This window comes from Lutibacter sp., from assembly GCF_030692605.1.
In the GTDB taxonomy this organism is placed as follows: Bacteria; Bacteroidota; Bacteroidia; order Flavobacteriales; family Flavobacteriaceae; genus Lutibacter.
On the sequence record NZ_JAUYUD010000114.1, the window covers coordinates 43,941 to 68,852 of the forward strand.

Consider the following 24,912-nt stretch of genomic DNA (forward strand, 5'->3'; position numbering starts at 1 on the left):
AACTTAAAATTAGTAAGAATGTATCAAATAGAAGAACCAACATATTTTATATACCTTTCAATTATTCCGGTAATAGTTGCGATGTTTTTTTGGTTGCTTTGGTGGAAAAAAAAGACTCAAAAAAACTTTGCAGACAAGTTGTTATTGGAAAAATTGAGTCCCGAAAAATCTTCGTTTAAGTCCTTTTTAAAAATAACAGTAATTTGTTTGGCATTGGCTTTTTTAGTTGTTTCTCTAACGAATCCCAAAATGGGAACTAAATTAGAAACAGTTAAAAGACAAGGAGTAGATATTGTTTTTGCATTAGATGTGTCTGCAAGTATGTTAGCCGAAGATATCGCCCCAAGTAGGTTAGACAAGGCAAAACAAATAATAACCAAAGTAATAGATAATTTAGGAAGCGATAGAATTGGTGTTATTATTTATGCCGGAAATTCGTACCCACTTTTACCAATTACTACCGATCACGCAGCGGCAAAAATGTTTTTGCAAAATGCCAGTACCAATATGGTTTCTAGTCAAGGAACAGCAATAAATGAAGCAATTGAAAGGGCTATAACCTATTATGATAATGATGAAAAAACCAATCGGTTTTTATTTATTGTTTCAGATGGTGAGGATCACGAAGAAAACACATTAGAATTGGCTAGAAAAGCCAATGAAGAAAAAATAAAAATATTTACCATTGCGATTGGGACCGAGCAAGGAGGTCCAATTCCTTTAAAAGAAAATAACACGGTAATTGGTTACAAGAAAGACTCAAAAGGGGAAGTAGTTATTACTCAAATGAAAGCTCAAGTATTAAAGGATATTGCTTTAGAAGGCAATGGTAAATATATTGATGGAAACAGAACTCAAGAAACAATAAATACAATTAAAGATTTGTTGGTAAAAGCGGAGAAAAGCGAATTTGAAACCAAACAATTTTCCGATTATAAAGATCAATTCCAGTGGTTTATTGCACTAGGTTTGTTATTTCTTATTTTTGACGCGTTGTTGCTAGATAAGAAAACCAAATGGGTTCAAAAGTTAAATTTATTCAATCAGTCCAATGAAAATAAAAGTAAAAAATAGCATCCATTCATCTTACCTATTTTTACTATTTATAGGGTGTACAACTGTGGTTTTTTCGCAAGAAATATCGCCGGAACAACTGCAACGTGAAGCTAGAAAAGAAGTTAGAGATGGAAATAAATTATACAACGAACTTAAATTTGATGAAGCAGAAGCAGCTTATAAAAGAGCTTTAGCAAAAACGCCTAATTACCCAACTGCTTCATATAATTTAGGAAACTCAGTTTATCAACAAAATAGAAATAAAGAAGCAGTTGGCCAGTTTGAAATAGCTGCAAAAACTGCAAAAGATAAATTTTCTTTGGCAGAATCTTTTCATAATATGGGAAATGCTACTATGAAAGAAAAACAATACGCACAAGCTGTTGAAGCTTATAAAAATGCCCTGAGGAACAATTCAAAAGATGATGAAACACGTTATAACTTAGCTTTAGCACAAGAATTATTAAAAAAAGAACAAGATAAAAACAAAGACGATAAAAAAGATAACAAAGACGATAAAAATAAAGATCAAAAAGATAAAGAAGGAGGAGATAAAGATAAAAAGGACGATAAAAAGGACAACGAAAATAAAGGAAAAGACAAAAAAGACGATCATGGCAATCAGAAAAAAGAGGATCAAAAGCAAGATCAAAAAGAGAAGAAGCAACAACGACCAAGTGAATTGTCTCCTGAACAAATAGCTCAATTATTAGAGGCAATGAACAACGAGGAAAATAAAACACAACAAAAAATTAACGCCAAACAAGCTAAAGGCAAAAAAATAAAACAAGAAAAAGACTGGTAATAGAATGAGAATATTAAAGGTTTACATAATAGCTATTTTAAGTTTTACAACTCAAATCTGTTTTGCTCAAGTTGAGTTCAAAACAATTGTTAGTAAAAGTAATTTAGGCGTAAATCAGCGTTTTAGAATTGAATTTTCTATAAATAAGCAAGGCGCCGATAATTTTCAACCACCTTCTTTTAACCAATTTAGAATTGTTGGAGGACCAAGCTCATCTGTAAATCAATCTTGGATTAATGGTAAGGCAAGTTTTGCGCAGTCGTATATATACATTTTAGAGCCAAAAAAAGAAGGTGTTTTTACCATTGAACCAGCAACTATAGAATATGATGGAGAGGTTCTTAAATCAAATGATGTTGATATTACTGTATCAAAATCAGTTGAAATTCCTAAAGATCCTACTAACCCAGAATATGTAGCCCAGCAAAATATTCATTTAGTAGCGGAGGTTTCTAATACAAATCCGTATGTTGGAGAAGGAATTTATGTGGTATATAAGTTATTTGTTAGTGAAAACATTAGTGTTAACGATTGGCGCGTAAGTGAAAACCCACAGTATAATGGTTTTTGGAATCAAGATATTGAAGTTAATGAAATTAATGTTCAACGAGGAAAATACAACGGTGAAGATTATCGATTTATAGTACTAAAAAAAGCAATATTAATTCCTCAAAAGGATGGTAAATTAATTATTGAGCCAATGAAAATGGATTTTTCCTTAGGTATTCCAACTGGTAGAGGAGATTTTTTTGGAAATATGATTACTAGAAGTATTAATTATTCCGAACAATCAGCTGTAAGAACCGTTAATGTGAAACCCTTGCCAGAAGTTGGAAAACCTGTTGGATTTTTAGGAGCTGTTGGAGACTTTAATTTTGAAGTTGTTGCCAATAAAAGTGTTTTGAAGGCTAATGAAGCTGCCGAAATTAAAGTTACCATAACTGGAAGTGGAAATTTAAAATTATTTGAAATTCCAAAACTTGTTACTCCAACCGAATTGGAAGTATATACTCCCGAGCATAAAGAGCAAGTTGTAACCTCATTAGGTGGACTAAGAGGTGCTATTTCCGACTCTTACACGGTAGTTCCTCAATTTAAAGGAAAGTACAAAATTCCAGAAGTTTCATTTTCTTTTTTTAATCCAAAAACTAAAAAATACGAAACAATAACTTCCTTACAAATGGTTCTTGAAGTTGTTGATGGAAAAGATTTACCTTTAGGTTCTAACGAAATAACAGCATCTAACAAGCAAAAAGTAGTTGCTAGCAATAGTTTTAAATACATTGCCTTAAAAACCCAATTAGAGCCAATAGAACAAGAAAATTTTTTTAAATCGAAGTGGTTTTATTTTGTTTTTTTAGCACCGTTTTTGTTAATTCCAATAGCCATTTTAATTGGGAAACGAAGTGAAGAACGCGCTAATGATATTTTTGGAAATAAAATTAGAAAGGCCGATAAATTGGCTAAAAAATATTTATACGAAGCCAAAAAGCAAATGGGTAAAAAAGAGGCGTTTTACATTGCATTAGAAAAAGCACTTCATAATTTTTTAAAGGCGAAACTGCACATTGAAACAAGTGACATTTCAGTTGAGAAAATTGCAGAAATATTAACTGAGAAAGGAGTTGATAAAAGTACAGTTTCAGAATTTACAACGGTATTGAAAGATTGTGATTTTGCACGTTATACACCATCTACAAACGTAATGATGGAGCAAGAATTTGATAAAGCGAAAACAATTATCACTAAAATTGATAAATATGTCTAATCTAAAATTGTTTTTATTAAATATCGTAATGCTAATTGGCTTTTTTTTAAACGCCCAATCTGCTGATGTTTTGTTTTTAAATGCAAATGGTTTTTATAAAAACGAGAACTATGAGCAGGCTATAAAACAGTATCAAGCTATCGAAAAACAAGGGTTGGTTTCAGCAGATTTGTATTTTAATATGGGTAATTGTTATTACAAACAAAATAGCGTTGCCTATGCTGTTTATTATTATGAAAAAGCTTTAAAATTAGATCCAAATCATTCAGATGCAAGTCAAAATTTAATCTTTGCAAAACGAATGACTATTGATGCCATTGAAGAAATTCCTAAAACTTTTTTACAACGTTTTTCAACCAACATAATTCAAAAATTCGATTATAACACGTGGGCTTTAGGGGCTATTTTAGGTTCAGTATTGACCACATTATTGTTTTTAGTTTATTATTTTTCAGAGAGAAGTAGCATTAAATTGTTATTTTTTAACGCTTCCATTTTTGCAATGTTTTTAATGTCGGTTAGTTTAATTTTCGCATATATTAATTTTGAAACTGTTCAAAAAAATAGTGGTGCGGTGATTTTTAGTCCAAAAGTTGAAGTTACCAATGCCCCGGCAAGTAATGGAGAAGTTAGTTTTGTATTACACGAAGGAACAAAAGTGATTATTTTAGATCAAACAGAAAATTGGCGTAAAATTAAAATTGCAGATGGTAAAGAAGGATGGATTAGAATAACTGAAATAAAAGAAATATAAATTAGTCTTCAATTTCAACAATTACTTCAATTTCTACCACCATATTAAAGGGTAAAGAGTTCATTCCAACAGCACTTCTAGCGTGTTTACCTTTTTCTTTAAATACAGCTACCATAACATCAGAAAATCCGTTTATAACCATGGGATGTTGTGTGAAAGTAGCATCGCAATTTACCATTCCAAGTACTTTTACAATTCTTTTAACCCTATTTAATGAGCCAAGTTCAGTTTTTAAAACAGCTAACTGATGTGATGCCACTAATTTTGCAGCAAGTTTAGCTTCTTCAACAGTAATGGTTGAACCTACTTTGCCAACAATATAGGAGCCATCTGGGTTTTTGGGGCCTTTTCCAGATAGATAAAGCAAATTACCTACTCTAACCACATCTACAAAATTGGCCACCGGAGTAACAGGTGTTGGGAGTTTAATATCTAATTCAATAATCATTTCTTCAGGAGATTGTGCAACAGAAAATGTTGATATAAAAAATAGAAAACACAAGGTAAATATTTTCATAAAATTTAGGTATTAAATTATTCTTTAAAAAGGGAATCAATTTTTTCTTCTAATTTTTTACCATGTAAATTAACTGCAATAATTTTTCCAGACGAGTCTATTAAATAGTTAATTGGCAAACTATTTATTCCATAATTTATAGCAATTGGGGTTTCAAAACCTTCTAAGGTAGAACCATTAGGCCAGTTTCGTTGATCTTTTTCTAAGGCAAATAACCACTTTTCTTTATTAGTATCTAATGAAATCCCATAAATTTCAAAACCTTTATTGCCGTATGTTTTGTATAAATTTATCAATAAACCACTTTCAGTTCTACAAGGCGGGCACCAACTTGCCCAAAAGTCTATAAGGGTGTAGGTTGCTTTTTCTGGAGTTAAAACTATGTTATTACCGTCCTTATCTGAAATTGATACATCTAAAAAGACACTCCCAATACTCGACTTTTTTAGTTGATTTATTCTCGATTTTAGATAAGTAGTACTCTCTAATTTAGGTTTTTTTTGTTCGAAATTGGTTACCAACTTTTGTAAAAATTCAAAATCCACATCGCTTTTCCATCTGCTGGCAGTAGCTAAAATTGCAATAGAAGTACCCATTTTTGTTTTTACAAAATTGGTTAATTCTTTTATATGTTCATTATAATTTTCAACTTCTAAACTTCTAAGTTTTGCAATTTCTTCTTCTGAAGAATTCTGATTTTCTTTAATCTTAATTTCGGCTCGTACAGATTTTACCAATCGATTTAACGATTCAATTCTAAAGGCTTCATATTGTTGTAATAATTGCGTATCAATTGATCCAGAAATGGTTAAATTATCTTTTGATTCTCCTTCAATTAAAATATGTTGCCCTTTATCTATGGCCAAAGGAATTGAAACGCCATCTCCAACTAAGGTAAAAAGGTTTGGTTCTATAAAAAAATGAGTACTAAACGAACCATTTTCATCTACCAATAACGAATCTATAACACTATTCTTTATGGAACTATTTTCACTTTGTTTGGAAAGATAAAGGGTCGTGTTTTTTAAGGTTGGAATTGTGCCAGAAATGGAAAAAACAGGTTCACTTTTTTGTGAGCAATTACTAAAAATTACAAAAACTGAAACTAAAATTAATTGGGATGGTTTTATAAGCATAGGTTATATAGTTGAAACATTTTGGTCGAGGTTATAATCAAAACCTATCATTTAATCGTAGATTTTTTTATTTCTTTCGGATCATCTTTAATAATTTTGACAAAAGAAGGGAATAGCAATGGCGCTAAATTTTTTATGGGTTCGTATAAAATTACAGCTTCTTTTTTTTCAGGTGATAGAAGTGGTATAATGTTGTTTAATTTACTAAACACCAATAAAACAACACTTAAAATAAGCGCGAATTTTAAAGCTCCAAAAACACCTCCAACTATTTTGTTTACAATACCCAAAGAAGCAAATGATGCCAATTTTGTAAATAGTTTACCAAATAATGTGATTACTAAAACAATAAATGAAAAAGTAATTGCAAAAGAAATAAGCGTAATATATCTTTCATTCCAAGATACTTTTCTTGCCAAAAAATTCCCTACAATATCTGAGAAATGAATTGCACAATAAATACCAACAATTAAAGAAACCACTGAAGCAACTTCAACAAAAAGTCCTTTAAATACGCCTTTTACAAATCCAATAATTAATATAACCAGTATAACAAGGTCAAAAGTAGTCATGAAAATTGTTTTTGTAAATATACATTTTTCGATTTGTATATTTGCAATTAACTAAACGAATCAAATGTCAAGAGATTTACAATTAAAAGAAGATTGGGAACAATTATTAGCTATTTTGGCCACTAAATTTGGTGATGGAGAACAATTAAATATGGATGCCATTATTTATCTTATTGGAGTCCAAGAATTGGGTCAAGGGCAGCGGGAATTTAAAAAAGACGATAAAGTAAATTTAATGCATATTGCCATTTGTAGGCTTTTGGAGCCTTTTGGTTATTATCAATTTGATTATTTCGACGAAGATGCTTGGCCTCATTATAAAACCATAGAACAATTGCCTGAATTAAAACCAGGAGAACAAACAGTTTTAATGAAAGAAGCGATTGTTTTGTATTTTAGACAACTGGAGTTAATTTAGGTAACCGCCATTTTTCTGATTAAAAGAGATACTAATTTAGGGTAAAACCGCTTTGCATAAACGCCTAATTTTTCTTTAAATCCGGCTATATAAACTTCTTCTTGTTGTTTTGCAACTGCTTTTAAAAATAAATGAGCAAATTTAGTTGCAGGAATACCATTTTTAGTGGCTTCATCCATACTGTTTTGTGCTGTTCCATTTCCAATTAAAGCATTAAGCGAAATGTCGGTTTGCACAAAACCAGGGCAAATAAGAGTTACATTAATATTGTGTTTATAAACTTCTGCGCGTAAACTATCAAAAAAACCGTGTAATGCGTGTTTTGATGCTGCATAAGAGGAGCGTAATGGCGTTCCAATTTTTCCTACAATGCTGGTTGTAACCACAAAATGACCCTTATTATTTTTTATAAAATGAGGTAAAATTGCCTTGCTTAAGGCTACAGTTCCTAAATAATTAATATCCATAATACGCTTGTCAACGCTTATTAAAGTGTCTATAGCAAAAGAACGTTGACTTACCCCACCATTATTTATAAGGATATCAATAGTTCCAAAAAGTTGCAACGCTTTTTCTACTTTGATAGATAAATTAGTATAATCCTCTAAGTCTAAAGTCAAAATTTTGATATTTTCGGGATGTTTACAGGCGTTTTTTACTTCAATTAAAGCCTCGTTATTTCTGGCTGAAATTATAAGTTTTACATTTTTTTGAGATAATTCTAATGCCAAGGATTTTCCTATTCCTGAAGAGGCTCCTGTTATCCAAACAATTTTATTGGTAAAATACATGGGTAAGTTGTTTATAAAAGTTAAAAATAATTACTTTTGGTGTTATAGTTGTTTAATTTATCAAAAAAGAAAAAAATGGGTAAAAAATTTCTGATTTTAATAGTGTTATTTAATTTTTCAATTTACGCTCAAACTCATATTTCGGGTTCCTTAACTCCGTTTAACACGGAGTATAATTGGGTAATTTTATATCAACTTAAAGGAGTCAAGCAAGTTTATGTAGCGAACACTGAAATTGTGAATGGAAATTTTTCAATAGAGTTGCCTTCAAATTCTCCCAAAGGAATGTATCGATTAATGTATGATTTAGACAAAAATGGGTTTATTGATTTCATTTATAATAATCAGTCTATTAATGTTGCATTTAATCCAAATAATGCTCAGGAAACAATTGTTTTTTCTAATTCTGAAGAAAATAAGCAATATCAAAGTTACCTAAATGAAGCTGAAGGAATTAAACGAAAATTAGATTCACTTCAAATTACTTTTTTAGCTGTAAATCAAACGCAAGAGAAAAGTGATTTTAACGCGTTGTACCAAAAGGTAAAAACCCATTACGATGAGCTACAGCAGCATTACGAAAAAGTAACCAACAATAAATTGGCGCATCATTTTATAAAAGGAAACTTTAAATATTATCCAACTGAGTTAATTGCTACGCCACAATTGTATTTAAATAGTGAAAGGAATCATTTTTTCGATTACATCAATTTTGAAGATAAAGAGTTGTTAAACTCCACTTTTTTGACCGAAAAAATAATCGATTATGTTTTTTATTTAAATAGTTCAGATGATTTTGAAGCGCAGAATAAATTACACCTAGCGGCCATTAAAACTATTATGGATAAAGCCGCTGGTAATTATGAGTTAAAAATCGAATTGCTAACCACGTTATTATATGCGTTTGGACAGATGGAAAATGCAACAATAGTACATTTTGTTCTAAATAATTATTACAATAAATTACCAGCTGAAAAACAAGAGAAAAAGGTTATTGAGGAGGTGTTAGAGCTTGTGAAAACAGCAATTGGAAACGCTGCTCCAGAAATAGAATGGATAGAAAAAGGAAAATCGAACAAATTAACTACCCTTGCAAAAGCTGACCATTATTTATTGGTTTTTTATAGTTCAACCTGTTCACATTGTTTGATAGAAGTCCCTAAATTGTATAATTTTAGTCAAAATTTAAGCAAGGTAAAAGTAATTGCAGTTGCACTTGAAGATAATGATGTGCAATTTAAAATACATGCAGCAACATTTAAAAAATGGAGCAATATTTTAGCACTTGGAAAGTGGGAGAACACTATAGCAAAAAATTATGGTATTAAATCTACACCTACTTATTTTGTGTTAGATCAGCATAAAAAGATTGTTTCAAAACCACATTTATTAGAAGATGTCTTTAAATTTTTCGGTAATTAGAAGTGTAAAAAAGCATCGGTAATATGGTTTATTTTAACCTTATTTTGACTATTTATAATGGCAATAATATCAAACCGAACTTCAACATCTAAATTTTTTGAAATTACATATTCATTTATAGCAGTTACCAGTAATCCAATTTTTTTAGCATTCACAAAATCTTGTGGATTCCCAAAATAATCGGTAGATCTGGTTTTAACTTCAACCACGGCCAGCGTATTATCTTTGGAGGCAATAATATCTACTTCTGCCTTTTGATAGCGCCAATTTTTTTCAAGAATTTTATAACCGTTTTTTAGTAGAAAATCTACTGCTAATTCTTCACCTTTTATACCAAGATTATTGTGTGATGCCATATTTTTTTTGTTATTCAGAAAAGCGAATCGTTGTTTTTTCTTTGCAAACTTTTATTTCAACTTCTCTTCCTAAAAAAAGGGCGTTATTTTCAACTTTATGTCCAGCTGCAACATTAAAAATGATGGGAAAACTATATTCTTTAGTTGCTTCTATTATTATTTCTTCAAGAGTTTTACCGTAAGGTGTTATTAAATTTTCTTTAATATCGCTAAAATCACCAATAATTAATCCAGCAATATTATTGAAATAGCCACTCCTTTTTAAGGAATAAAGCATTCTGTCAATTTTATACAAAGGCTCGCTAACTTCTTCTAAAAATAAGATTTTACCGGTTGTATTTATGGTGGTTGAAGAGCCCAAAACACTTTGTAAAATAGATAAATTTCCCCCAACCAATTGTCCCTTAAATGTTCCTTTGGTGTTTAAAGGAGATGTGTCTATTTTATATGTTACTTTTTCTCCAAACAGTGCATTTTTAAACGTTGAAATTGTATTAGTTAATTCAATTTCTTCAGTTTTCATATTAATAGGCATCATTGCATGCAGCGTTTCATATCCTAAATTATGTAAATGATTGTGTAAAACAGTAATATCCGAATAGCCTACAATCCATTTTGGAACTGCTTTAAAATTTGAAAAATCAAGTGCATCAATAATTCGGACACTTCCGTAACCACCTCTAGCACACCAAATTGCCTTTACCGATTTATTGTCTAGTGCATTTTGAAAATCTTCTCTTCGTTGTTCATCAGTGCCTGAAAAATGAAAATTTGTAACAAAAACATTTTTACCTACCAGCACATGTAACCCCCAACTTTCGGCTAATAATTTTGCTTTTTCAATAGGTTCTGTTTCTTTTATAACACCCGAAGGAGCAACTATTGCTATGGTATCTCCAGCCTTTAAATAACTTGGTTTAATTAGTTTTTGTGGTTCAAAAGGTAATGAACTATCATTTTGTGAGAATACTAATAATGGCAACAAGGCAAAGATTATAATTAGGTTGTTTTTAAAAATAGAATTGAAAGTCATTGCTTATTTTTTTGTAAAAATACCAAAATTTAATGTTTACCATTCAAAATCAACTATTTATTTGTATTGGTTGTTATTGAATTGTTCTCAAACAAGTCAACATTAATTATTACTTTTGTGAATTCTAAATACAACAAAAATGAGTCGTCCAGAAAGATATACAATTACAGCAGCGTTACCTTATACCAACGGGCCAGTTCATATTGGACATTTAGCAGGTGTTTATGTGCCAGCCGATATTTACGCACGCTATTTGCGAAATACAGGTAATGATGTTGCATATATATGTGGATCAGATGAACATGGAGTGCCTATTACTATTAAAGCTAAAAAAGAAGGCGTTTCTCCACAAGATGTGGTTGATAAATACCATGCAATTATTAAAAAATCGTTTGAAGAATTTGGAATTTCATTCGATAATTATTCAAGAACTTCGGCAGAAATTCATCATGAAACAGCTTCGGAATTTTTTAAAAAATTATATAATGAAGGAAAGTTTATTGAAGAATTAAACGAACAATTGTATGATGAAGAAGCAAATCAATTTTTAGCAGATCGGTTTGTTGTTGGTACATGCCCAAAATGTGGCAATGAAGAAAGTTATGGAGACCAGTGCGAAAAATGTGGAACAAGTCATAATGCAACCGATTTAATAAATCCGAAATCTGCAATTACGGGAAATATACCAACAACAAAAATTACAAAGCATTGGTATTTACCTTTGGATAAATATGAAAAATGGCTACGAGAATGGATTGTTGTAGGGCATAAAAACGATTGGAAAACAAATGTATTAGGACAAGTAAAATCGTGGTTAGACGACGGATTAAAGCCTAGAGCAGTAACTCGTGATTTAGATTGGGGAATTCCTGTTCCTGTTGAAAATGCTGAAGGGAAAGTGTTGTATGTTTGGTTCGATGCGCCTATCGGCTATATTTCTTCAACCAAAGAGTGGGCTAAACGCGTTGGAAAAGATTGGGAGCTGTATTGGAAAGATAAAAACACCAAATTGGTTCATTTTATTGGGAAAGACAATATAGTGTTTCATTGTATTATTTTTCCAGCAATGTTAAAAGCTGAAGGGAGTTATATTATGCCAGAAAATGTTCCTGCCAACGAGTTTTTAAATTTAGAAGGAAATAAAATTTCAACGTCTAAAAACTGGGCAGTTTGGTTGCACGAATATTTATTAGATTTTCCGGATCAACAAGATGTGTTGCGTTATGTGTTAACGGCAAATGCTCCTGAAACCAAAGACAACGATTTTACGTGGAAAGATTTTCAGGCTCGAAATAACAACGAATTGGTTGCCATTTTTGGTAATTTTATAAATAGAGTAGTGGTTTTAACCAATAAATATTATGAAGGGATTATTCCTGAACCAAATGAATTTAGTGATGTAGATAATGAAGTTTTAGAGCAATTACAAAAATTTCCTTCCATAATTGCAAGTTCAATTGAACGTTACCGTTTTAGAGAAGCATCTCAGGAATTAATGAATTTAGCACGTTTAGGAAATAAATATTTAGCCGATGAAGAACCTTGGAAAGTAATAAAAGAAAATCCGGAACGTGTAAAAACAGTTATGTATGTTGCACTTCAAATAGCAGCTGGTTTATCGGTTGTTTGTGAACCATTTTTACCGTTTACTTCAGTTAAATTAAAAGGAATTTTAAATCTACGTCGATACCAGGATGGTAACGATGAAGTAATCACATCAAAGAACGAGATTGACAATGATGGAATGAAACGTCATAGCGAGGAGTTTTTCACGACGAAGCTATCTGAATCTGCAACAAACAGATTGCCACAGTTTTTATCAAAACTTCGCAATGACGAATTAAGCTGGAAAGATGTTTCTGAAAAAGTAGAATTAATTGCTCCAAACCACAAAATTGGCAACGCCGAATTGCTATTTGCTAAAATTGAAGATGAAGAAATTCAGAAACAATTAGATAAGTTGGAAGCTACAAAACAAGAAAATGAAGCCGAAAATAAAGTTACAGAACCTCAAAAAGAGACCATTCAATTTGATGATTTCACCAAATTGGATATCAGAGTAGGAACTATTATTGAAGCTGTTAAAATACCTAAAACTAAAAAATTGCTTCAATTAAAAGTAGACGTTGGTATAGATGTTAGAACCATAGTTTCTGGAATTGCAGAAAGTTTTAACTCTTCAGCTATTATTGGTCAAAAAGTAACTGTTTTGGTAAATTTAGCGCCACGTGTTTTAAAAGGTATTGAAAGTAACGGAATGATTTTAATGGTCGATACACCAGATGGAAAACTCGCCTTTATTGAACCAGAAAATGATTCGGTTGCTAACGGTGAGCAAATAAGTTAATAAATTAGTATTCAGTAATCAGTTTCTGTAAACAGTTTTATTTGTTTTTTTGACTGTAAACTGTGTACTGTTACTAAATTCAAAATGCAATTAATAAACTACATACAATCCAACACGAATCTTCCTTCAAACGGAATTCAAAATACAGTTGAACTTTTAAATGAAGATTGTACTATTCCTTTCATTTCCAGGTACAGAAAAGAAAGAACCGGAAATTTAGATGAAGTTCAAATTGGCGAAATTGTTAAGTTTAAAGCGCTGTTTGAAGAAATTGAAAAACGAAAATCAACTATTTTTAAAGCGTTAGAAGAGCAAGAAGTATTAACTAGTGAACTTCAGCAAAAAATTGAAAAATGTTTCGATTTAACCGAATTAGAAGATTTATACCTTCCTTATAAAAAGAAAAGAAATACAAAGGCTGAAATTGCTCGTAAAAATGGTTTAGAACCTTTGGCTAAAATTATGATGAGCCAAAATGCAATGGATATTCAATCTATTGCCTCAAAGTATTTAACTAATGATGTTAAAACAGAAGATGATGCATTGGAAGGAGCTCGATTTATTATTGCTGAATGGATTAACGAGCGAACCGACATAAGAAACAATATTCGTTATCAATTAGTTAAATTTTCTTCTATTAGCACAAAGGTTATTAAAACAAAAGAAGATGATGAAAAAGCGCAAAAATATAAAGATTATTTTGAGTGGAACGAGCCACTAATGAGATGTCCTTCACATAGGCTGTTAGCTATTTTAAGAGCCGAAAAAGAAGGTTTTATTCGTATTAAGATTGAAATTGATGATGAAAAAGCAATTTTAAAAATAGACGACCGCTTAATTACTTCAGCTAACGATTGTTCCAAACAGATTAAATTGGCTATTCAAGATTCGTATAAAAGATTATTGTTTCCTGCACTTTCCAATGAGATTTTAAACAACGCTAAGGAACTTGCAGATAATGAAGCGATAAAGGTATTTGCTAAAAATTTAAAACAGTTATTATTAGGCGCTCCTTTGGGTGAAAAAAATATTTTAGCCATAGATCCAGGATTTAGAAGTGGTTGTAAAATTGTTTGTTTGAATGCTCAAGGCGGATTAGAATATAACGAAACTATTTATCCGCATGCACCAAAAAACGATGCTATTGGAGCGATGAAAAAAATAAATAGTTTGGTTGATGCTTATAAAATTGAAGCCATTGCCATTGGAAATGGAACAGCATCGAGAGAAACCGAGCATTTAATAAAAAAAATGCGCTTTAATAAAGATGTTCAGGTTTTTGTGGTAAGTGAAGCTGGAGCAAGTATTTATTCAGCATCGAAAATTGCTAGAGATGAATTTCCAAATTTTGATGTTACTGTTAGAGGTTCGGTGTCTATTGGTAGAAGATTAGCTGATCCGTTGGCAGAATTGGTAAAAATTGATGCTAAATCTATAGGTGTGGGTCAATATCAGCACGATGTAGATCAAAATAAGTTAAAAACGTCTTTAGATACCGTTGTTGAAAGTTGTGTTAATACAGTTGGTGTAAATATAAATACAGCGAGTATTTCACTGCTAAGTTATGTTTCTGGAATTGGTCCTAAATTGGCAGAGAATATTGTGAAGTATAGAGGAGAAAACGGTTCATTTTCTAGTAGAATTGACATAAATAAAGTTCCACGTTTAGGCGATAAAGCTTTTGAGCAAGGCGCAGGATTTTTAAGAATAAAAAATGCTAAAAATCCTTTAGACGATTCTGCGGTGCATCCTGAAAGTTATGCAATAGTAACGAGAATCTCAAAAGACCAAAAATGTAAAGTTGGAGATTTGATTGGAAACAAATCTGTTTTAACGCAACTAGACTTGCTGAAGTATTGTACTTCTACAATTGGATTACCTACGTTACAAGACATTGTGAAGGAATTGGAGAAACCAGGTTTAGATCCAAGGCAAACAGCAAAAGTTTTTACCTTCAATCAGAATATTAGAACCATAAACGATGTGAAAGAAGGAATGTTGCTACCTGGAATTGTAAACAATATTACCAATTTTGGTTGCTTTGTAGATATTGGAATTAAAGAAAGTGGCTTGGTGCATGTTTCCAATTTATCTAGTACTTTTGTGAGTGATGTAAGTTCTATTGTGGCGCTTCATCAGCAAGTTATAGTTAAGGTATTGGAAGTTGATGTAGCAAGAAAACGGATTCAGTTAAGTATGAATTACAAGTAATTATTTATGATATTGGTGATTATATTCATTAGAAACACGTATATTTGGTGAATATAATCACTAAATTATGATTTATAGAAGCATAACCGAGAATATTATTTCTAAAATTGGAAAGGGAAAGGCAATTATTTTAATTGGTCCAAGGCAAGTTGGAAAAACCACCTTGTTAAACGCTGTTTTAAAAGATAAAAATTTTCTTTTTTTAGACGGTGATGATCCAACAGTTAGAAATTTACTCACAAATCCAAATACCGAAACGTTAAAAAGTATTATGGGTACCCATCAATTTGTATTTATTGATGAAGCCCAACGAATTGAGAATATAGGGTTAACACTTAAAATAGTAACGGATCAATTTAAACAAATTCAGCTTTTTGTTAGCGGATCATCTGCTTTTGATATAAATAATAGAATTAGAGAGTCTTTAACCGGCAGAAAATGGGAATTTAATTTGTTTCCTATTACTTGGAAAGAGTTTGAAAGTTATTTTGGATTTTTAAGGTCGGAGCAGCAATTAGAACTGAGGTTGCTATACGGTATGTATCCTGATGTAGTTGTTAACACTGGTGAGGAATTTGAAATACTTAAAAATTTAGTTAACAGTTACTTATATAAAGATGTATTGGCATATGCAGGAATACGAAAACCTGAAATTTTAGAAAAATTGCTTCAAGCACTCGCATTACAAATGGGAAGTGAGGTAAGTTATAATGAACTTTCAAAATTATTAAGAATAGATAAAAACACGGTAAGTAGTTATATTGATATTTTAGAACAATCATTTGTTATTTTTAAACTTCCGAGTTTTAGTAAAAACATAAGGAATGAAATTAAAATGAACAAGAAAATCTATTTTTATGATAACGGAATTCGGAACATGATTATTGGAAACTTTAACGCACTAGACATAAGAACTGACAAAGGAGCATTATGGGAAAATTTTTTAATTAGCGAACGGTTTAAAATAAATAGTTATAATAATGTTGGTGTAAAATCGTTTTTCTGGAGAACAACTCAACAACAAGAAATAGATTATGTAGAAACAATTGCTGATGAAATTAATGCGTATGAATTTAAATGGTCATCTTCAAAAAAAGTTAAGCTACCGAAACCTTTTAAAGAGAATTATAAGGGAAGTTTTAATTTAATCACAAAATCTAATTTTAGGGATTTTATTAGCTAATTAACGTGAGTTCAATATAAGTAAGAATAATACTATCTGAATATTGGTTATTTGTGTTATTTTGAAGGAGGACAACTGTGGCAAACTGTTTATGGATAGTCAGATTGCCATATTTTACTTTAAAAAAGTAAAATTCGCAATGATGACAAGGTCATGGGTTTATTTTTCAATGGTTCCTTTGTCATACCGAGTAGTCGAGGCATCTTACGACGAGTTTTTATAAGATTTGTGCGACTGGAAAATCGGAGATTTTTCGGACGAAGCAAATCGTTTGTTGAATGTTTGTCAGTTCGTTATTTAGTTTAAATGTAAGCATAAATTTTATGAGGTGTTGTAGCCAGTTTTATTTGCAATTTTTATCAATCCAATCATTCATTCCTGTATTGATGATATTTCCGTGATAGCAAGAACGATTCGAATTCCATTCTAATAAACCTTTATTATGGTCATTTAGATTACATTGAAAGTCAGACGAAACCATAACCTCTCTATCATTCCAAGTTTTATTGCCGTAACCACATAGATTAGAACTCTCATTTACTACTTCTCCCATCCAAACGACATCATTTAATCCACTTCCATTATAACCTGCTTTAATCATTAATACTCTACCAAATGCAAGACCAATCCCAATTTCTAATGGGTCAATTCCTTTTTTCTTGTATTTACAATTTAAAGTGTCAATAACGGAAGAAACTTCTGCCGCTGTAGAAAAAACAGAATCTAGTTGTGGTTTATATTGGGCGTCAAATACTCCCCAAACACAATCACCATTTATATTAATTTCTGAACACCAATTATTCCCATTAATAACAGCAACTACCTCTGAAATATAAGATCTATATATTCTTGCTAAAACTGGTCTTTGATATTTAGAAGGTAATTTTGAAGATTCTCTGATATCAACAAATAAAGCTGAAGTCTTATTAACATAAAAACCATTATTGAAGGTCAATTTATCTCTTGAAGGTATTTTATCAACTTCTTCAAAAGATTTGTCTTCAGTTTTTAGAATGTTATCAATTCTTTCACGACTTTTTTCAAAATCATAGTTTATAAAATTACTCTTCATTAGAAAGACGCTAAATAGATTAGTATTGAAAAAATTAAACAAATTAAGACTCCAAAGAAAAATCTAATACTCCAAGTGACATTTGAAAATTTTTTCCAAGCAATACTTGAATTGGTATGAATTTGTTCAGTTAATTCTTTTAAGTAACTTTCATCACTTGATAATATATTTGAAGAATGGATTGAATATTCATCCGAGTTTTTAAATTTTTCTTTAATATGACCAAAATAAATTATTGAGTTTGGATTTTCATTTTTTAATCTAGGGTTTATACATAAAAAAGAAAAAATTATAGAAATGAGGCTAAATATCATACTTATAATTGAAAAACCTAATATCCAATTTGATTTGTTTAATCCAATTAATACATCAGTCGAGTTTGAATATATAATTGTAATTAATACTCCGTATAGTGTCAGAAGTATAGTCGCTTTGGTATCTGAATATTTTATCCAGTCATTTATATTACCAAGGATGTTCCAATATTCTTGAGTTTTATTCATAGTTCGATTTTTTTTTCAAATTGGCTACAACAGTTGATAAACGTAATGTGATTCCTCCTTTGGTCGGAATGACACTATTTTCAAACTCTCGCAATAATGATAGGGTCATGAGTTTATTTTTCAAAGATTACTTTATCATACCGAGTAGTTGAGGCATGTTACGGGATTTTATAAGATTTGTGCGACTGGATAACCGGAGATTTTTCGGTTGAGGCAAATCGTTTGTTGAATGTTTGTTGGTTTCTGCTAGTTCAAATGTAAGCATAAATTTTATGAGGTGTTGTAACACGTACTTTTCTCAGACTTCAATTGAAATCTTTACTTTTCCGCCAAGCCCTTTTTCAACAATGTCGTAAAGTGTTTTTAAAGTCAGATTACTTCCATTATTCTCAACGCGAGAAATATAAGTCCTTTTTTTGTCTACTAAATCGCCAAGTTGCTCTTGAGTCAGATTTTTTTCTTCTCTTGCTTTTCGTAATAAAAGCCCGATTTTAAATGATTCAAAGTCTCTATCAAGTTCATCTCTGCGTTCAGTTCCTTTTTTTCCGTAAACGGAATCTTTAATATTTTTCCAACTTTTAGTTTCCATTTTATTTGTTTTTGTCTTCATAATACGAGTTCATTAAAATAATGGCTTTGTCAATTTCTTTTTTCGGAGTTTTTTGTGACTTTTTTGTAAATCCGTTCAACAAGATTACAAGTTTTCCTTTGTCAAAGAAGCAGAACACTCGCCAAATATTCGAACCTAATTTGATTCTTGCTTCGTAAAGTCCTTTTGTTCCTGTAATTAGTTTGAGATACGTCGAAGGAACTCTTTCGTACGTTTCTATTATTTCAATTACTTTGTATATTTTGTCTTGAACCTTAATAGGTTGCGCAAGTAAGAAATCTTCAAAATGATTCTTGTAAGCGATTACTTCTCTGACTTTTTTCATTCGGACAAAGGTAACTTAAAAGTTACAATTTTCAAAATTATAATTTATTTTTCTGAAGCACAATTTTTTTTTCGTATGTGTTACAACAGTTGATAAACATAATGTGATTCCTCCTTTGGTCGGAATGACACTATTTTTAAACTCCTATTTATTGGTGGTGTGCGATTATTGTTATATCGAACTTACGTTAATTATTTAAAGTGGAATACAAGAAAACGGATTTAGTTAAGTATGTCCTATTATTAAGGAGATTTATGTTTCATTAATGTAGTTTTATGAGCACTCTTTTTTTAAACATACAACCTTTATTAAATATAAAAGGGACTTCAAATTAATGAAGTCCCTTTAATCTTTCTTATAATAACAAGCTAAAATTTAAACCCTAATTTAAAAGAAAATTGAGCAAAGAAAGAAACAGTATCAGTTTCAGATTCCAAGTTAAATTGACCTGGACCTGGAGTTTTTACACTTCCAGCATAGGTATAAGAAACTGGTTTAACATCAAAACCAAAGTATACATCTTTAGCTAAGTAATAGTCAACACCAGCAACTGCTTGTACACCAAATGCGGTAATATCTACGTGACGTGCACCTAGATCGTTTAGTTGATCAAATTGAGAATGTCTAGCATAATCAAAAGGGATTGCAAAACCTAAGTATGGAAATAATCGCTCGTTTTTAGTATTAAAAAGCCATTGACCTCCAATAGATACATTTAAATCAATCGTTTCATTCGCAACAACTGCTTGATAAGCTGGTAATGGACCAGCAGCAGGTATACCTAACACATAAGGAGTATTGCGTAAAATTGCTCCTCCACTAAGTGTTATTGCAAATCTATTGCTAGCATAATACCTTCCTTCTGCACCAACCATATTAGTAACGCTATTATCATTAGCGCTAACATCATTAGCAAAAGGAGCAGCACCAGACACAGTTGAATTAGAACTTGGTACAACTAAACCACCATTTAAATATGCTCCACGTCCAAAAACCATTGCTGCTGTGAAATCACCTTTTTGAGGTGCAAATTTATTTGTTGTATCGCAACAAGCATTAGTACATTCGTGTGTGGCATCATCTTTATGCTGAGCATTTGCACTAAAAAGTGTAAAGACTAAGATAAAGCTTAATATTAAATAATTTTTCATATGTTTTAGTTCTTTAAGAGTTCGTATTTGTTTTGTAAAGGGTTGCTCGAAAGCAACCCTTCTTTTTGTTTTTCCTTAAAGAATTAATTATGCTAAAGCAGCAACCATTAATGCATGATATTTTGCAGCAATTGCAAGAGCATTTGCATGTCTTATATTTAATGTATTAATTACACTTTGTAAATATGTAATGTAAGCTGTAGCAGCATTTTGTTCAACTTGCGCAAGAGCTAATGTAGCTTGAGCAGCAGCTAAATCATCATTAGCATACATTAAGTCCTCTTTCAAATCAGCTAAGTAATTAGCTAAATCATCTAAATCATCAGACCACCAACCGTAAGCAGAAATTAAATCAGCATTTAAGTCATGAGCATTTTCTAAAGCATTTAATTCTTGTTCTAGTACCCAGTACACTTGCCATTCAGCAATAATACGTGCATGTAAATCTGCAGGTAAACTAGATAATACTCCAGAATTTGCAATATAAGAGTCATATTCAACTTTTAATGCATCTACAATAACTTGTTTAGCATCTATAATTGGTTGAATTTGAGAAATCTCTATTGTTAAAGCAGCAATATCATCTTGAGCATCAGCAATCATAACTGCTAAAGCAGCTGGATTAGGCAATGCCATAAATGTTGCTAAAGCAGCAACAGCAGTATTATGGTTTGTTGTAGCAGTAGCCAATGCAGTATTAGCAGCAGTTAATGCAGTATTAGCAGCAGTTAATGTAGCTAATGTAGAAGCTACCAAAGCTTCAGCAGAAGCAACTAAAGCTACTTGATTATTGTATAAGTCTCTTTGAGCAAAAAATGCATCTTGAGCAGCAACCCAAATCGCTGTAAAGTTAGTAAGTGCTAAATTAGCATTAGTTACATCAGTTGTTAAACCAGCAATTGCAGCTTGTGCAGCAGTTAAAACATTAACAGCAGCAGCTAATCTATCAGCATGTGTTCCCTCAGCAACATCATCTCCACCAACATTGTAATAATCTCCAGGAGCTAATCCACCAGCAGTAGCGTCAGCTAGGAAAGCAGCATATGTAACGTAAGTACCTGTCACATCAGTACCTGAACCTGGACTTAAACTTAAAGCTAATACACCATTATCTGTAAGGTTCACTTCTCTATAAGAATTAGTAGCAGTTGTAGCATCGGCGTGTAATCCTACAGCACCATTAACACCACCACTCCACACAAAACCTGCAGGGTTTGCTTGAAAAACAAGTAATTTAGCGTTATAATCTATTTGTGCAGCACCTACAGCAGCATTCCCAGCTACTAAAGCAGCGTTTGCAGCAGTAACTGCAGCAGTTGCACCAGGTAAACCAAGGTCATAAGTAGATTGTGCAGCAGCGTAAACAGCAATTGCACCTGTAACAGGAGCATTATAGCTAGCGTCTAAAAGAGCAAGAGTAACATTTAAAGCAGCTAAATCTGCAGTAGCGTCTGCCCAATTGTCGTTTGCAATAACTTGCGCAGCAGCAGCAGCAACTTGTGTAGCAGTAGCTGTAACTTTAATTCCTAATTTAGTAGCAACATCAGTTTGTTTTGCAAGTAAAGCAGCTGGATAATTAGTAATAAGAAGTTGCCAAGCAGCGATACTTGCTTGTTTAGCAACGATAGTAGCTTCACGGTCTTCTTTTTCAGAAATAGCATAGTTTAATTCATCTAAAGCATCTTCGTATCTGTCAATAAATTCATCTCTAACGTCATTTTCATCATAGATAGCCATTAATACATTCCATTGAACTTGCATTTCAATTTGTTTAGCATCCATTGCATCATGATACATTTGGTTTTGAGCTTTTAAGCCAGAAATAATAGCTTCAGGAGTTGTAGGGTTAGCTATATAAGCCGTCATATTAGCAATAGCAGTTTCTAAATTAGTTTTAGTAGCAGTGTACATTGCTACATCACCAGCTAATTGACCTAAATAATAAGCCCAAGAAGTTCCATTTTTCAGCATCAATTGCGCATTTGCTAAATCAGATTGAGCATCTAATCTATCAGCTAAGATATCATTAGCTGCATTCATATTCAAAGAATATTGATTAGCATACTGTGTAGCTAAAGTAGCTCCAGCAGCTTGTAATTGAGCTGTTAAACTAGCCATAGTTAAATTAAACTGTGCTTGAGCAACAGCCATTGCATTTTGAGCAGCAGCAACTTGTAAATTAGTTTCAGCAACTAATAATAACATTGCTTGCGCACGTTGAGCCTCTGTACTAGCAGTGTCGTTATTATAACGTACAAGAGCAGCAGCAGCAGCAGCAGCAGTTGAGCTAGTTGCGCTTGTTATAGAAGCAATTTGCGCAGCAGACAATGCAGTTGAGCTAGCAGTTGCAGCAATAACTTGATTAGCTTGAGCAGTTGTTAAACCAGCATTAGCAAGAGCTTGAGCTAGTTGTCCTTGTGCAGCACTAGTAGCAGCACCTGCTTGAGCAGTTAATAAGGTAGCTTGTGCTTGAGCAGCAGCAGCTTGCGCAGTTTTTAATGTAGCCTCAGCGTTTTGAACAGCAGCTTGAGCTCCAAGCAAATCAGCTTGCGCATCGTAGATAGATTCAACTAATGGAGAGACTTCATTGTCAATACAAGAGGTAAAACTAACACTAAACAGGGCAGTTAACATAAAAACTGCCGACAATTTTTTTAAATGTTTCATTTTTCTTTACTTTTTAATTAATATTCTTTGTTAAAATTTAAATAGGTTAATAAACTTGTGTTATTACAATTAAAAGCGAATTTACATATATAATTTTTATTATACAACAATAGCGTACATAAAAATAGGCTATTTCTTTTATTTAAGAAATTGTAAATAAACTTTTTTAAAAAAACTAACACGCATAATAAGTTAGTAAACAACGATTTAAAATAGATGTAATTAACTTTTTTATAAAGATAAAAAAATTAATTGATTTATGTTAAATATTGTGAAATATATGTTAATTTACACTAAATTCCTTTAAAATGCCCTTTGTAGACCGTTTTTTTTATAAAAATATACATAGAAAATGCGTATTTTTTTAAATGTAATCAAAAAGTGGGCGTTTTGCTCAATTTATGTTGATGCAAATTTATCTATGAAATGAGGTAGTTTATAACGCGTTGGGTGCAATTAATTTTTAACGATGATTTTTCGTCACTTCGAGTGATTTTCGATAGAAAAATGTATCGAGAACATAAAAATGATAGTTAAAAAGGGTTCTCGATACATTATTTTGTTTCGTTTTACTGCACAAAAAACACTCGAACAGACGTTTTTAATAATTGCACCCAATGGGTAGTTTATAGTACTTTTTTAATCATTGACTGCTATTAAATAAAAAAACAAGACTAACGTTTTACAATGCTATTCTTGTTTTTTTTGATGAGTAGGTATTTTAATTATTTGCTTCCCAATAATAATAATTCAGTTACAACAATTTCGGTTACATAGCGTTTGTTACCATCTTTATCGTCGTAAGTTCTGGTAGTTAATTTGCCTTCAATAGCAATTTCTTTTCCTTTTTCGACATACTTTTCTACTATTTCGGCGGTGTTGTTCCAAGCCACTAAATTGTGCCATTGCGTTTCGGTTACTTTTTCGCCTTGGGCGTTTTTGTAAACTTCATTGGTTGCAAGTGAGAATTTTGCTAATTTTTTTCCAGAATCTAAGGTTATAATTTCTGGTGCGTTTCCTAAATTTCCAATTAACTGTACTTTGTTTCTTAACGTACTCATAAGATAAGGTATTATTTAAAGTTGAATATCATTCGTTCAATTCAACAGTGCAAATATTAGAAAGTAAAATTATGTTATTCGGTTGTAAGCTATTTACTTTCGTATGTAAATGGTTGTAGTCGGTTGTAAACGGATAAAATTTAATGTACATTTGACACTATTAACTACAACTATTATGATTAATGAATTTAGAAATGAAGTTTGGAAACCGTATTCCAAAGAAAATTGGCATGAAGATGATGAATATATGGCTTCTAATTACGGACGAATAAAAAAGAAAAAAGTGTATGAAGAGGAATGGAAATTATCAAAATCGTCTTTAGTAACTGGGTACGATTCTTTTGGGGTAAAATTAAAAGGAAAGTACAAATCTTCTTCTTGCTATGTACATAGAGTTATTGCTTTGCTGTTTGTTGAAAAACGAGAAGATCAACAATTTGTGTTGCATTTAGATTATAATAAAGTAAATAATGTTGCCACTAATTTAAAATGGGCCAATAGGCAAGAGCTAAATCTTCATTATAAAAACAACCCTGTGCATAAAACTAGGCTTGGAAGAAGAACCTATTCTAAACTAACCGAAAACAGGGTACGCTTAATTAAGCGAAAAATAAATGATCCAAATAGAAGGACCAGAATGCGTATAATTGCGAGGCAATTTGGAATTTCTGAAATGCAATTGTATAGAATTAAATCGGGTGAAAATTGGGGAAGTGTAAAAGAATTAGATGCTATAAAAAAAAATGACAAATAAATTATATGAAAAAAAAATGTTTAGAATGCGACGAGCTACTTAATGGGCGAGTGGATAAAAAGTTTTGTTCCGATTATTGTAGAAATTCTTATAATAATAAAATAAATACAGAGAGCAAAAACTTAATTAGAAACATTAACAACCGATTGAGAAAAAATCACAGGTTATTGGCCGATTTAAATACAACTGGCAAAACCAAAGTAACGAGGTCTAAATTGCTCGATGGAAATTTCGATTTTAATTTTTACACCACTATATATACCACAAAAACGGGGAACACCTATTTTTATGTATATGATCAAGGGTATTTGGCTTTAGAGAATGAATTTTATCTATTGATAAAAAAGGAATAATTGCTGAACTTGAAGAACATTTGCAATTGACGTACATTATTTATATA

Annotated in this window: 24 protein-coding genes; 11 read left to right on the forward strand and 13 right to left on the reverse strand. The window is 31.5% G+C overall.

Features of this window, described 5'->3' with window-relative positions; all coding sequences use genetic code 11:
- Window positions 1–18: 18 nt before the first annotated feature.
- Genes Q8S45_RS12320 through Q8S45_RS12335 form a run of 4 tightly spaced genes read left to right on the forward strand, consistent with a single transcriptional unit; the run spans window position 19 to window position 4,383 of the window.
- Window positions 19–1,074 carry a VWA domain-containing protein gene (locus tag Q8S45_RS12320; RefSeq protein WP_305605283.1) on the forward strand — a complete coding sequence of 352 codons (1,056 nt, stop codon included), beginning with the start codon at window positions 19–21 and terminating at the stop codon, window positions 1,072–1,074.
- Window positions 1,052–1,861: a tetratricopeptide repeat protein gene (locus Q8S45_RS12325; protein WP_305605286.1), complete on the forward strand. Its 810-nt coding sequence runs from the start codon at window positions 1,052–1,054 to the stop codon at window positions 1,859–1,861. The genes Q8S45_RS12320 and Q8S45_RS12325 overlap by 23 nt, the downstream gene beginning before the upstream one ends.
- Window positions 1,862–1,865: 4 nt before the next feature.
- Entirely contained in the window at window positions 1,866–3,629 is a 1,764-nt protein-coding gene (locus Q8S45_RS12330; protein WP_305605289.1) for a BatD family protein, read from the forward strand.
- Complete coding sequence (locus tag Q8S45_RS12335) at window positions 3,622–4,383, forward strand: tetratricopeptide repeat protein (RefSeq protein WP_305605292.1); 762 nt, start codon at window positions 3,622–3,624, stop codon at window positions 4,381–4,383. Before Q8S45_RS12330 ends, Q8S45_RS12335 begins: the two co-directional genes overlap by 8 nt.
- Before the next feature lies 1 nt (window position 4,384).
- On the opposite strand, the gene Q8S45_RS12340 is transcribed toward Q8S45_RS12335, so the two are convergent.
- From Q8S45_RS12340 to Q8S45_RS12350, 3 genes are read right to left on the reverse strand one after another with little or no spacing between them, the layout of a single operon-like run.
- The gene (locus Q8S45_RS12340; protein ID WP_305605294.1) at window positions 4,385–4,900 is read right to left on the reverse strand and encodes a RidA family protein; all 516 of its coding nucleotides are present in this window, start codon (window positions 4,898–4,900) and stop codon (window positions 4,385–4,387) included.
- 17 nt (window positions 4,901–4,917) lie between these two features.
- Window positions 4,918–6,036 (reverse strand): TlpA disulfide reductase family protein, encoded by a 1,119-nt coding sequence (locus Q8S45_RS12345; RefSeq protein WP_305605297.1) that lies wholly within the window; start codon window positions 6,034–6,036, stop codon window positions 4,918–4,920.
- Between the two features lie 47 nt (window positions 6,037–6,083).
- Window positions 6,084–6,608 carry a CvpA family protein gene (locus tag Q8S45_RS12350; RefSeq protein WP_305605300.1) on the reverse strand — a complete coding sequence of 175 codons (525 nt, stop codon included), beginning with the start codon at window positions 6,606–6,608 and terminating at the stop codon, window positions 6,084–6,086.
- Between the two features lie 64 nt (window positions 6,609–6,672).
- Here Q8S45_RS12350 and Q8S45_RS12355 point away from each other — a divergent pair, with 64 nt between their 5' ends.
- Window positions 6,673–7,026, forward strand: a complete 354-nt coding sequence (locus Q8S45_RS12355) for a hypothetical protein (protein WP_305605305.1) — start codon at window positions 6,673–6,675, stop codon at window positions 7,024–7,026.
- On the opposite strand, the gene Q8S45_RS12360 is transcribed toward Q8S45_RS12355, so the two are convergent.
- The gene (locus Q8S45_RS12360; protein ID WP_305605308.1) at window positions 7,023–7,817 is read right to left on the reverse strand and encodes an SDR family oxidoreductase; all 795 of its coding nucleotides are present in this window, start codon (window positions 7,815–7,817) and stop codon (window positions 7,023–7,025) included. The two genes, Q8S45_RS12355 and Q8S45_RS12360, sit on opposite strands and share 4 nt — an antisense overlap.
- Window positions 7,818–7,892: 75 nt before the next feature.
- On the opposite strand from Q8S45_RS12360, the gene Q8S45_RS12365 reads away from it, so the two are divergent.
- Window positions 7,893–9,239 (forward strand): thioredoxin-like domain-containing protein, encoded by a 1,347-nt coding sequence (locus tag Q8S45_RS12365; RefSeq protein WP_305605310.1) that lies wholly within the window; start codon window positions 7,893–7,895, stop codon window positions 9,237–9,239.
- Here Q8S45_RS12365 and Q8S45_RS12370 read toward each other — a convergent pair.
- Window positions 9,236–9,595: a YraN family protein gene (locus tag Q8S45_RS12370; protein ID WP_305605313.1), complete on the reverse strand. Its 360-nt coding sequence runs from the start codon at window positions 9,593–9,595 to the stop codon at window positions 9,236–9,238. The genes Q8S45_RS12365 and Q8S45_RS12370 overlap by 4 nt on opposite strands.
- A 10-nt stretch (window positions 9,596–9,605) precedes the next feature.
- Window positions 9,606–10,628 carry an LD-carboxypeptidase gene (locus Q8S45_RS12375; RefSeq protein ID WP_305605315.1) on the reverse strand — a complete coding sequence of 341 codons (1,023 nt, stop codon included), beginning with the start codon at window positions 10,626–10,628 and terminating at the stop codon, window positions 9,606–9,608.
- Window positions 10,629–10,767: 139 nt separating this feature from the next.
- Between Q8S45_RS12375 and metG the strand changes: the two genes are divergently transcribed.
- The 3 genes from metG (at window position 10,768) to Q8S45_RS12390 (ending at window position 16,369) form a co-directional block, all read left to right on the forward strand.
- Window positions 10,768–12,975: a methionine--tRNA ligase gene (gene metG, locus Q8S45_RS12380; RefSeq protein ID WP_305605318.1), complete on the forward strand. Its 2,208-nt coding sequence runs from the start codon at window positions 10,768–10,770 to the stop codon at window positions 12,973–12,975.
- Between the two features lie 84 nt (window positions 12,976–13,059).
- Complete coding sequence (locus tag Q8S45_RS12385; protein WP_305605321.1) at window positions 13,060–15,186, forward strand: Tex family protein; 2,127 nt, start codon at window positions 13,060–13,062, stop codon at window positions 15,184–15,186.
- A gap of 67 nt (window positions 15,187–15,253) precedes the next feature.
- On the forward strand, window positions 15,254–16,369 hold the full coding sequence (locus tag Q8S45_RS12390; RefSeq protein ID WP_305605324.1) for an ATP-binding protein: 1,116 nt from the start codon (window positions 15,254–15,256) through the stop codon (window positions 16,367–16,369).
- A 343-nt stretch (window positions 16,370–16,712) separates the two neighbouring features.
- On the opposite strand, the gene Q8S45_RS12395 is transcribed toward Q8S45_RS12390, so the two are convergent.
- The 7 genes from Q8S45_RS12395 to Q8S45_RS12425 form a co-directional block, all read right to left on the reverse strand.
- A complete protein-coding gene (locus Q8S45_RS12395) occupies window positions 16,713–17,441 on the reverse strand; it encodes a hypothetical protein (protein ID WP_305605325.1) in 729 nt (242 codons plus the stop codon).
- Window positions 17,441–17,944, reverse strand: a complete 504-nt coding sequence (locus Q8S45_RS12400; protein ID WP_305605328.1) for a Pycsar system effector family protein — start codon at window positions 17,942–17,944, stop codon at window positions 17,441–17,443. The genes Q8S45_RS12395 and Q8S45_RS12400 overlap by 1 nt, the downstream gene beginning before the upstream one ends.
- 298 nt (window positions 17,945–18,242) lie before the next feature.
- The gene (locus tag Q8S45_RS12405) at window positions 18,243–18,533 is read right to left on the reverse strand and encodes a helix-turn-helix domain-containing protein (RefSeq protein ID WP_305605400.1); all 291 of its coding nucleotides are present in this window, start codon (window positions 18,531–18,533) and stop codon (window positions 18,243–18,245) included.
- Between the two features lies 1 nt (window position 18,534).
- Window positions 18,535–18,879 carry a type II toxin-antitoxin system RelE/ParE family toxin gene (locus tag Q8S45_RS12410; RefSeq protein ID WP_305605338.1) on the reverse strand — a complete coding sequence of 115 codons (345 nt, stop codon included), beginning with the start codon at window positions 18,877–18,879 and terminating at the stop codon, window positions 18,535–18,537.
- Window positions 18,880–19,247: 368 nt separating this feature from the next.
- The gene (locus Q8S45_RS12415; RefSeq protein WP_305605340.1) at window positions 19,248–20,030 is read right to left on the reverse strand and encodes a BT1926 family outer membrane beta-barrel protein; all 783 of its coding nucleotides are present in this window, start codon (window positions 20,028–20,030) and stop codon (window positions 19,248–19,250) included.
- 87 nt (window positions 20,031–20,117) lie between these two features.
- Window positions 20,118–22,697 carry a hypothetical protein gene (locus Q8S45_RS12420; protein ID WP_305605343.1) on the reverse strand — a complete coding sequence of 860 codons (2,580 nt, stop codon included), beginning with the start codon at window positions 22,695–22,697 and terminating at the stop codon, window positions 20,118–20,120.
- Window positions 22,698–23,422: 725 nt separating this feature from the next.
- Complete coding sequence (locus Q8S45_RS12425) at window positions 23,423–23,758, reverse strand: single-stranded DNA-binding protein (RefSeq protein WP_305605346.1); 336 nt, start codon at window positions 23,756–23,758, stop codon at window positions 23,423–23,425.
- A gap of 175 nt (window positions 23,759–23,933) precedes the next feature.
- Between Q8S45_RS12425 and Q8S45_RS12430 the strand changes: the two genes are divergently transcribed.
- Together Q8S45_RS12430 and Q8S45_RS12435 are read left to right on the forward strand one after the other, a co-directional pair.
- On the forward strand, window positions 23,934–24,512 hold the full coding sequence (locus Q8S45_RS12430) for an HNH endonuclease (RefSeq protein ID WP_305605349.1): 579 nt from the start codon (window positions 23,934–23,936) through the stop codon (window positions 24,510–24,512).
- A 5-nt stretch (window positions 24,513–24,517) separates the two neighbouring features.
- Complete coding sequence (locus tag Q8S45_RS12435) at window positions 24,518–24,865, forward strand: hypothetical protein (protein WP_305605352.1); 348 nt, start codon at window positions 24,518–24,520, stop codon at window positions 24,863–24,865.
- The last annotated feature ends 47 nt before the right edge of the window (window positions 24,866–24,912 follow it).

Bases quoted from the DNA above. Each gene is read 5' to 3' on its own strand.
- Q8S45_RS12320 (WP_305605283.1), top strand. From the start codon at position 19: ATGTATCAAATAGAAGAACCAACATATTTTATATACCTTTCAATTATT.
- Q8S45_RS12325 (WP_305605286.1), top strand. From the start codon at position 1,052: ATGAAAATAAAAGTAAAAAATAGCATCCATTCATCTTACCTATTTTTA.
- Q8S45_RS12330 (WP_305605289.1), top strand. From the start codon at position 1,866: ATGAGAATATTAAAGGTTTACATAATAGCTATTTTAAGTTTTACAACT.
- Q8S45_RS12335 (WP_305605292.1), top strand. From the start codon at position 3,622: ATGTCTAATCTAAAATTGTTTTTATTAAATATCGTAATGCTAATTGGC.
- Q8S45_RS12340 (WP_305605294.1), bottom strand. From the start codon at position 4,900: ATGAAAATATTTACCTTGTGTTTTCTATTTTTTATATCAACATTTTCT.
- Q8S45_RS12345 (WP_305605297.1), bottom strand. From the start codon at position 6,036: ATGCTTATAAAACCATCCCAATTAATTTTAGTTTCAGTTTTTGTAATT.
- Q8S45_RS12350 (WP_305605300.1), bottom strand. From the start codon at position 6,608: ATGACTACTTTTGACCTTGTTATACTGGTTATATTAATTATTGGATTT.
- Q8S45_RS12355 (WP_305605305.1), top strand. From the start codon at position 6,673: ATGTCAAGAGATTTACAATTAAAAGAAGATTGGGAACAATTATTAGCT.
- Q8S45_RS12360 (WP_305605308.1), bottom strand. From the start codon at position 7,817: ATGTATTTTACCAATAAAATTGTTTGGATAACAGGAGCCTCTTCAGGA.
- Q8S45_RS12365 (WP_305605310.1), top strand. From the start codon at position 7,893: ATGGGTAAAAAATTTCTGATTTTAATAGTGTTATTTAATTTTTCAATT.
- Q8S45_RS12370 (WP_305605313.1), bottom strand. From the start codon at position 9,595: ATGGCATCACACAATAATCTTGGTATAAAAGGTGAAGAATTAGCAGTA.
- Q8S45_RS12375 (WP_305605315.1), bottom strand. From the start codon at position 10,628: ATGACTTTCAATTCTATTTTTAAAAACAACCTAATTATAATCTTTGCC.
- metG (WP_305605318.1), top strand. From the start codon at position 10,768: ATGAGTCGTCCAGAAAGATATACAATTACAGCAGCGTTACCTTATACC.
- Q8S45_RS12385 (WP_305605321.1), top strand. From the start codon at position 13,060: ATGCAATTAATAAACTACATACAATCCAACACGAATCTTCCTTCAAAC.
- Q8S45_RS12390 (WP_305605324.1), top strand. From the start codon at position 15,254: ATGATTTATAGAAGCATAACCGAGAATATTATTTCTAAAATTGGAAAG.
- Q8S45_RS12395 (WP_305605325.1), bottom strand. From the start codon at position 17,441: ATGAAGAGTAATTTTATAAACTATGATTTTGAAAAAAGTCGTGAAAGA.
- Q8S45_RS12400 (WP_305605328.1), bottom strand. From the start codon at position 17,944: ATGAATAAAACTCAAGAATATTGGAACATCCTTGGTAATATAAATGAC.
- Q8S45_RS12405 (WP_305605400.1), bottom strand. From the start codon at position 18,533: ATGGAAACTAAAAGTTGGAAAAATATTAAAGATTCCGTTTACGGAAAA.
- Q8S45_RS12410 (WP_305605338.1), bottom strand. From the start codon at position 18,879: ATGAAAAAAGTCAGAGAAGTAATCGCTTACAAGAATCATTTTGAAGAT.
- Q8S45_RS12415 (WP_305605340.1), bottom strand. From the start codon at position 20,030: ATGAAAAATTATTTAATATTAAGCTTTATCTTAGTCTTTACACTTTTT.
- Q8S45_RS12420 (WP_305605343.1), bottom strand. From the start codon at position 22,697: ATGAAACATTTAAAAAAATTGTCGGCAGTTTTTATGTTAACTGCCCTG.
- Q8S45_RS12425 (WP_305605346.1), bottom strand. From the start codon at position 23,758: ATGAGTACGTTAAGAAACAAAGTACAGTTAATTGGAAATTTAGGAAAC.
- Q8S45_RS12430 (WP_305605349.1), top strand. From the start codon at position 23,934: ATGATTAATGAATTTAGAAATGAAGTTTGGAAACCGTATTCCAAAGAA.
- Q8S45_RS12435 (WP_305605352.1), top strand. From the start codon at position 24,518: ATGAAAAAAAAATGTTTAGAATGCGACGAGCTACTTAATGGGCGAGTG.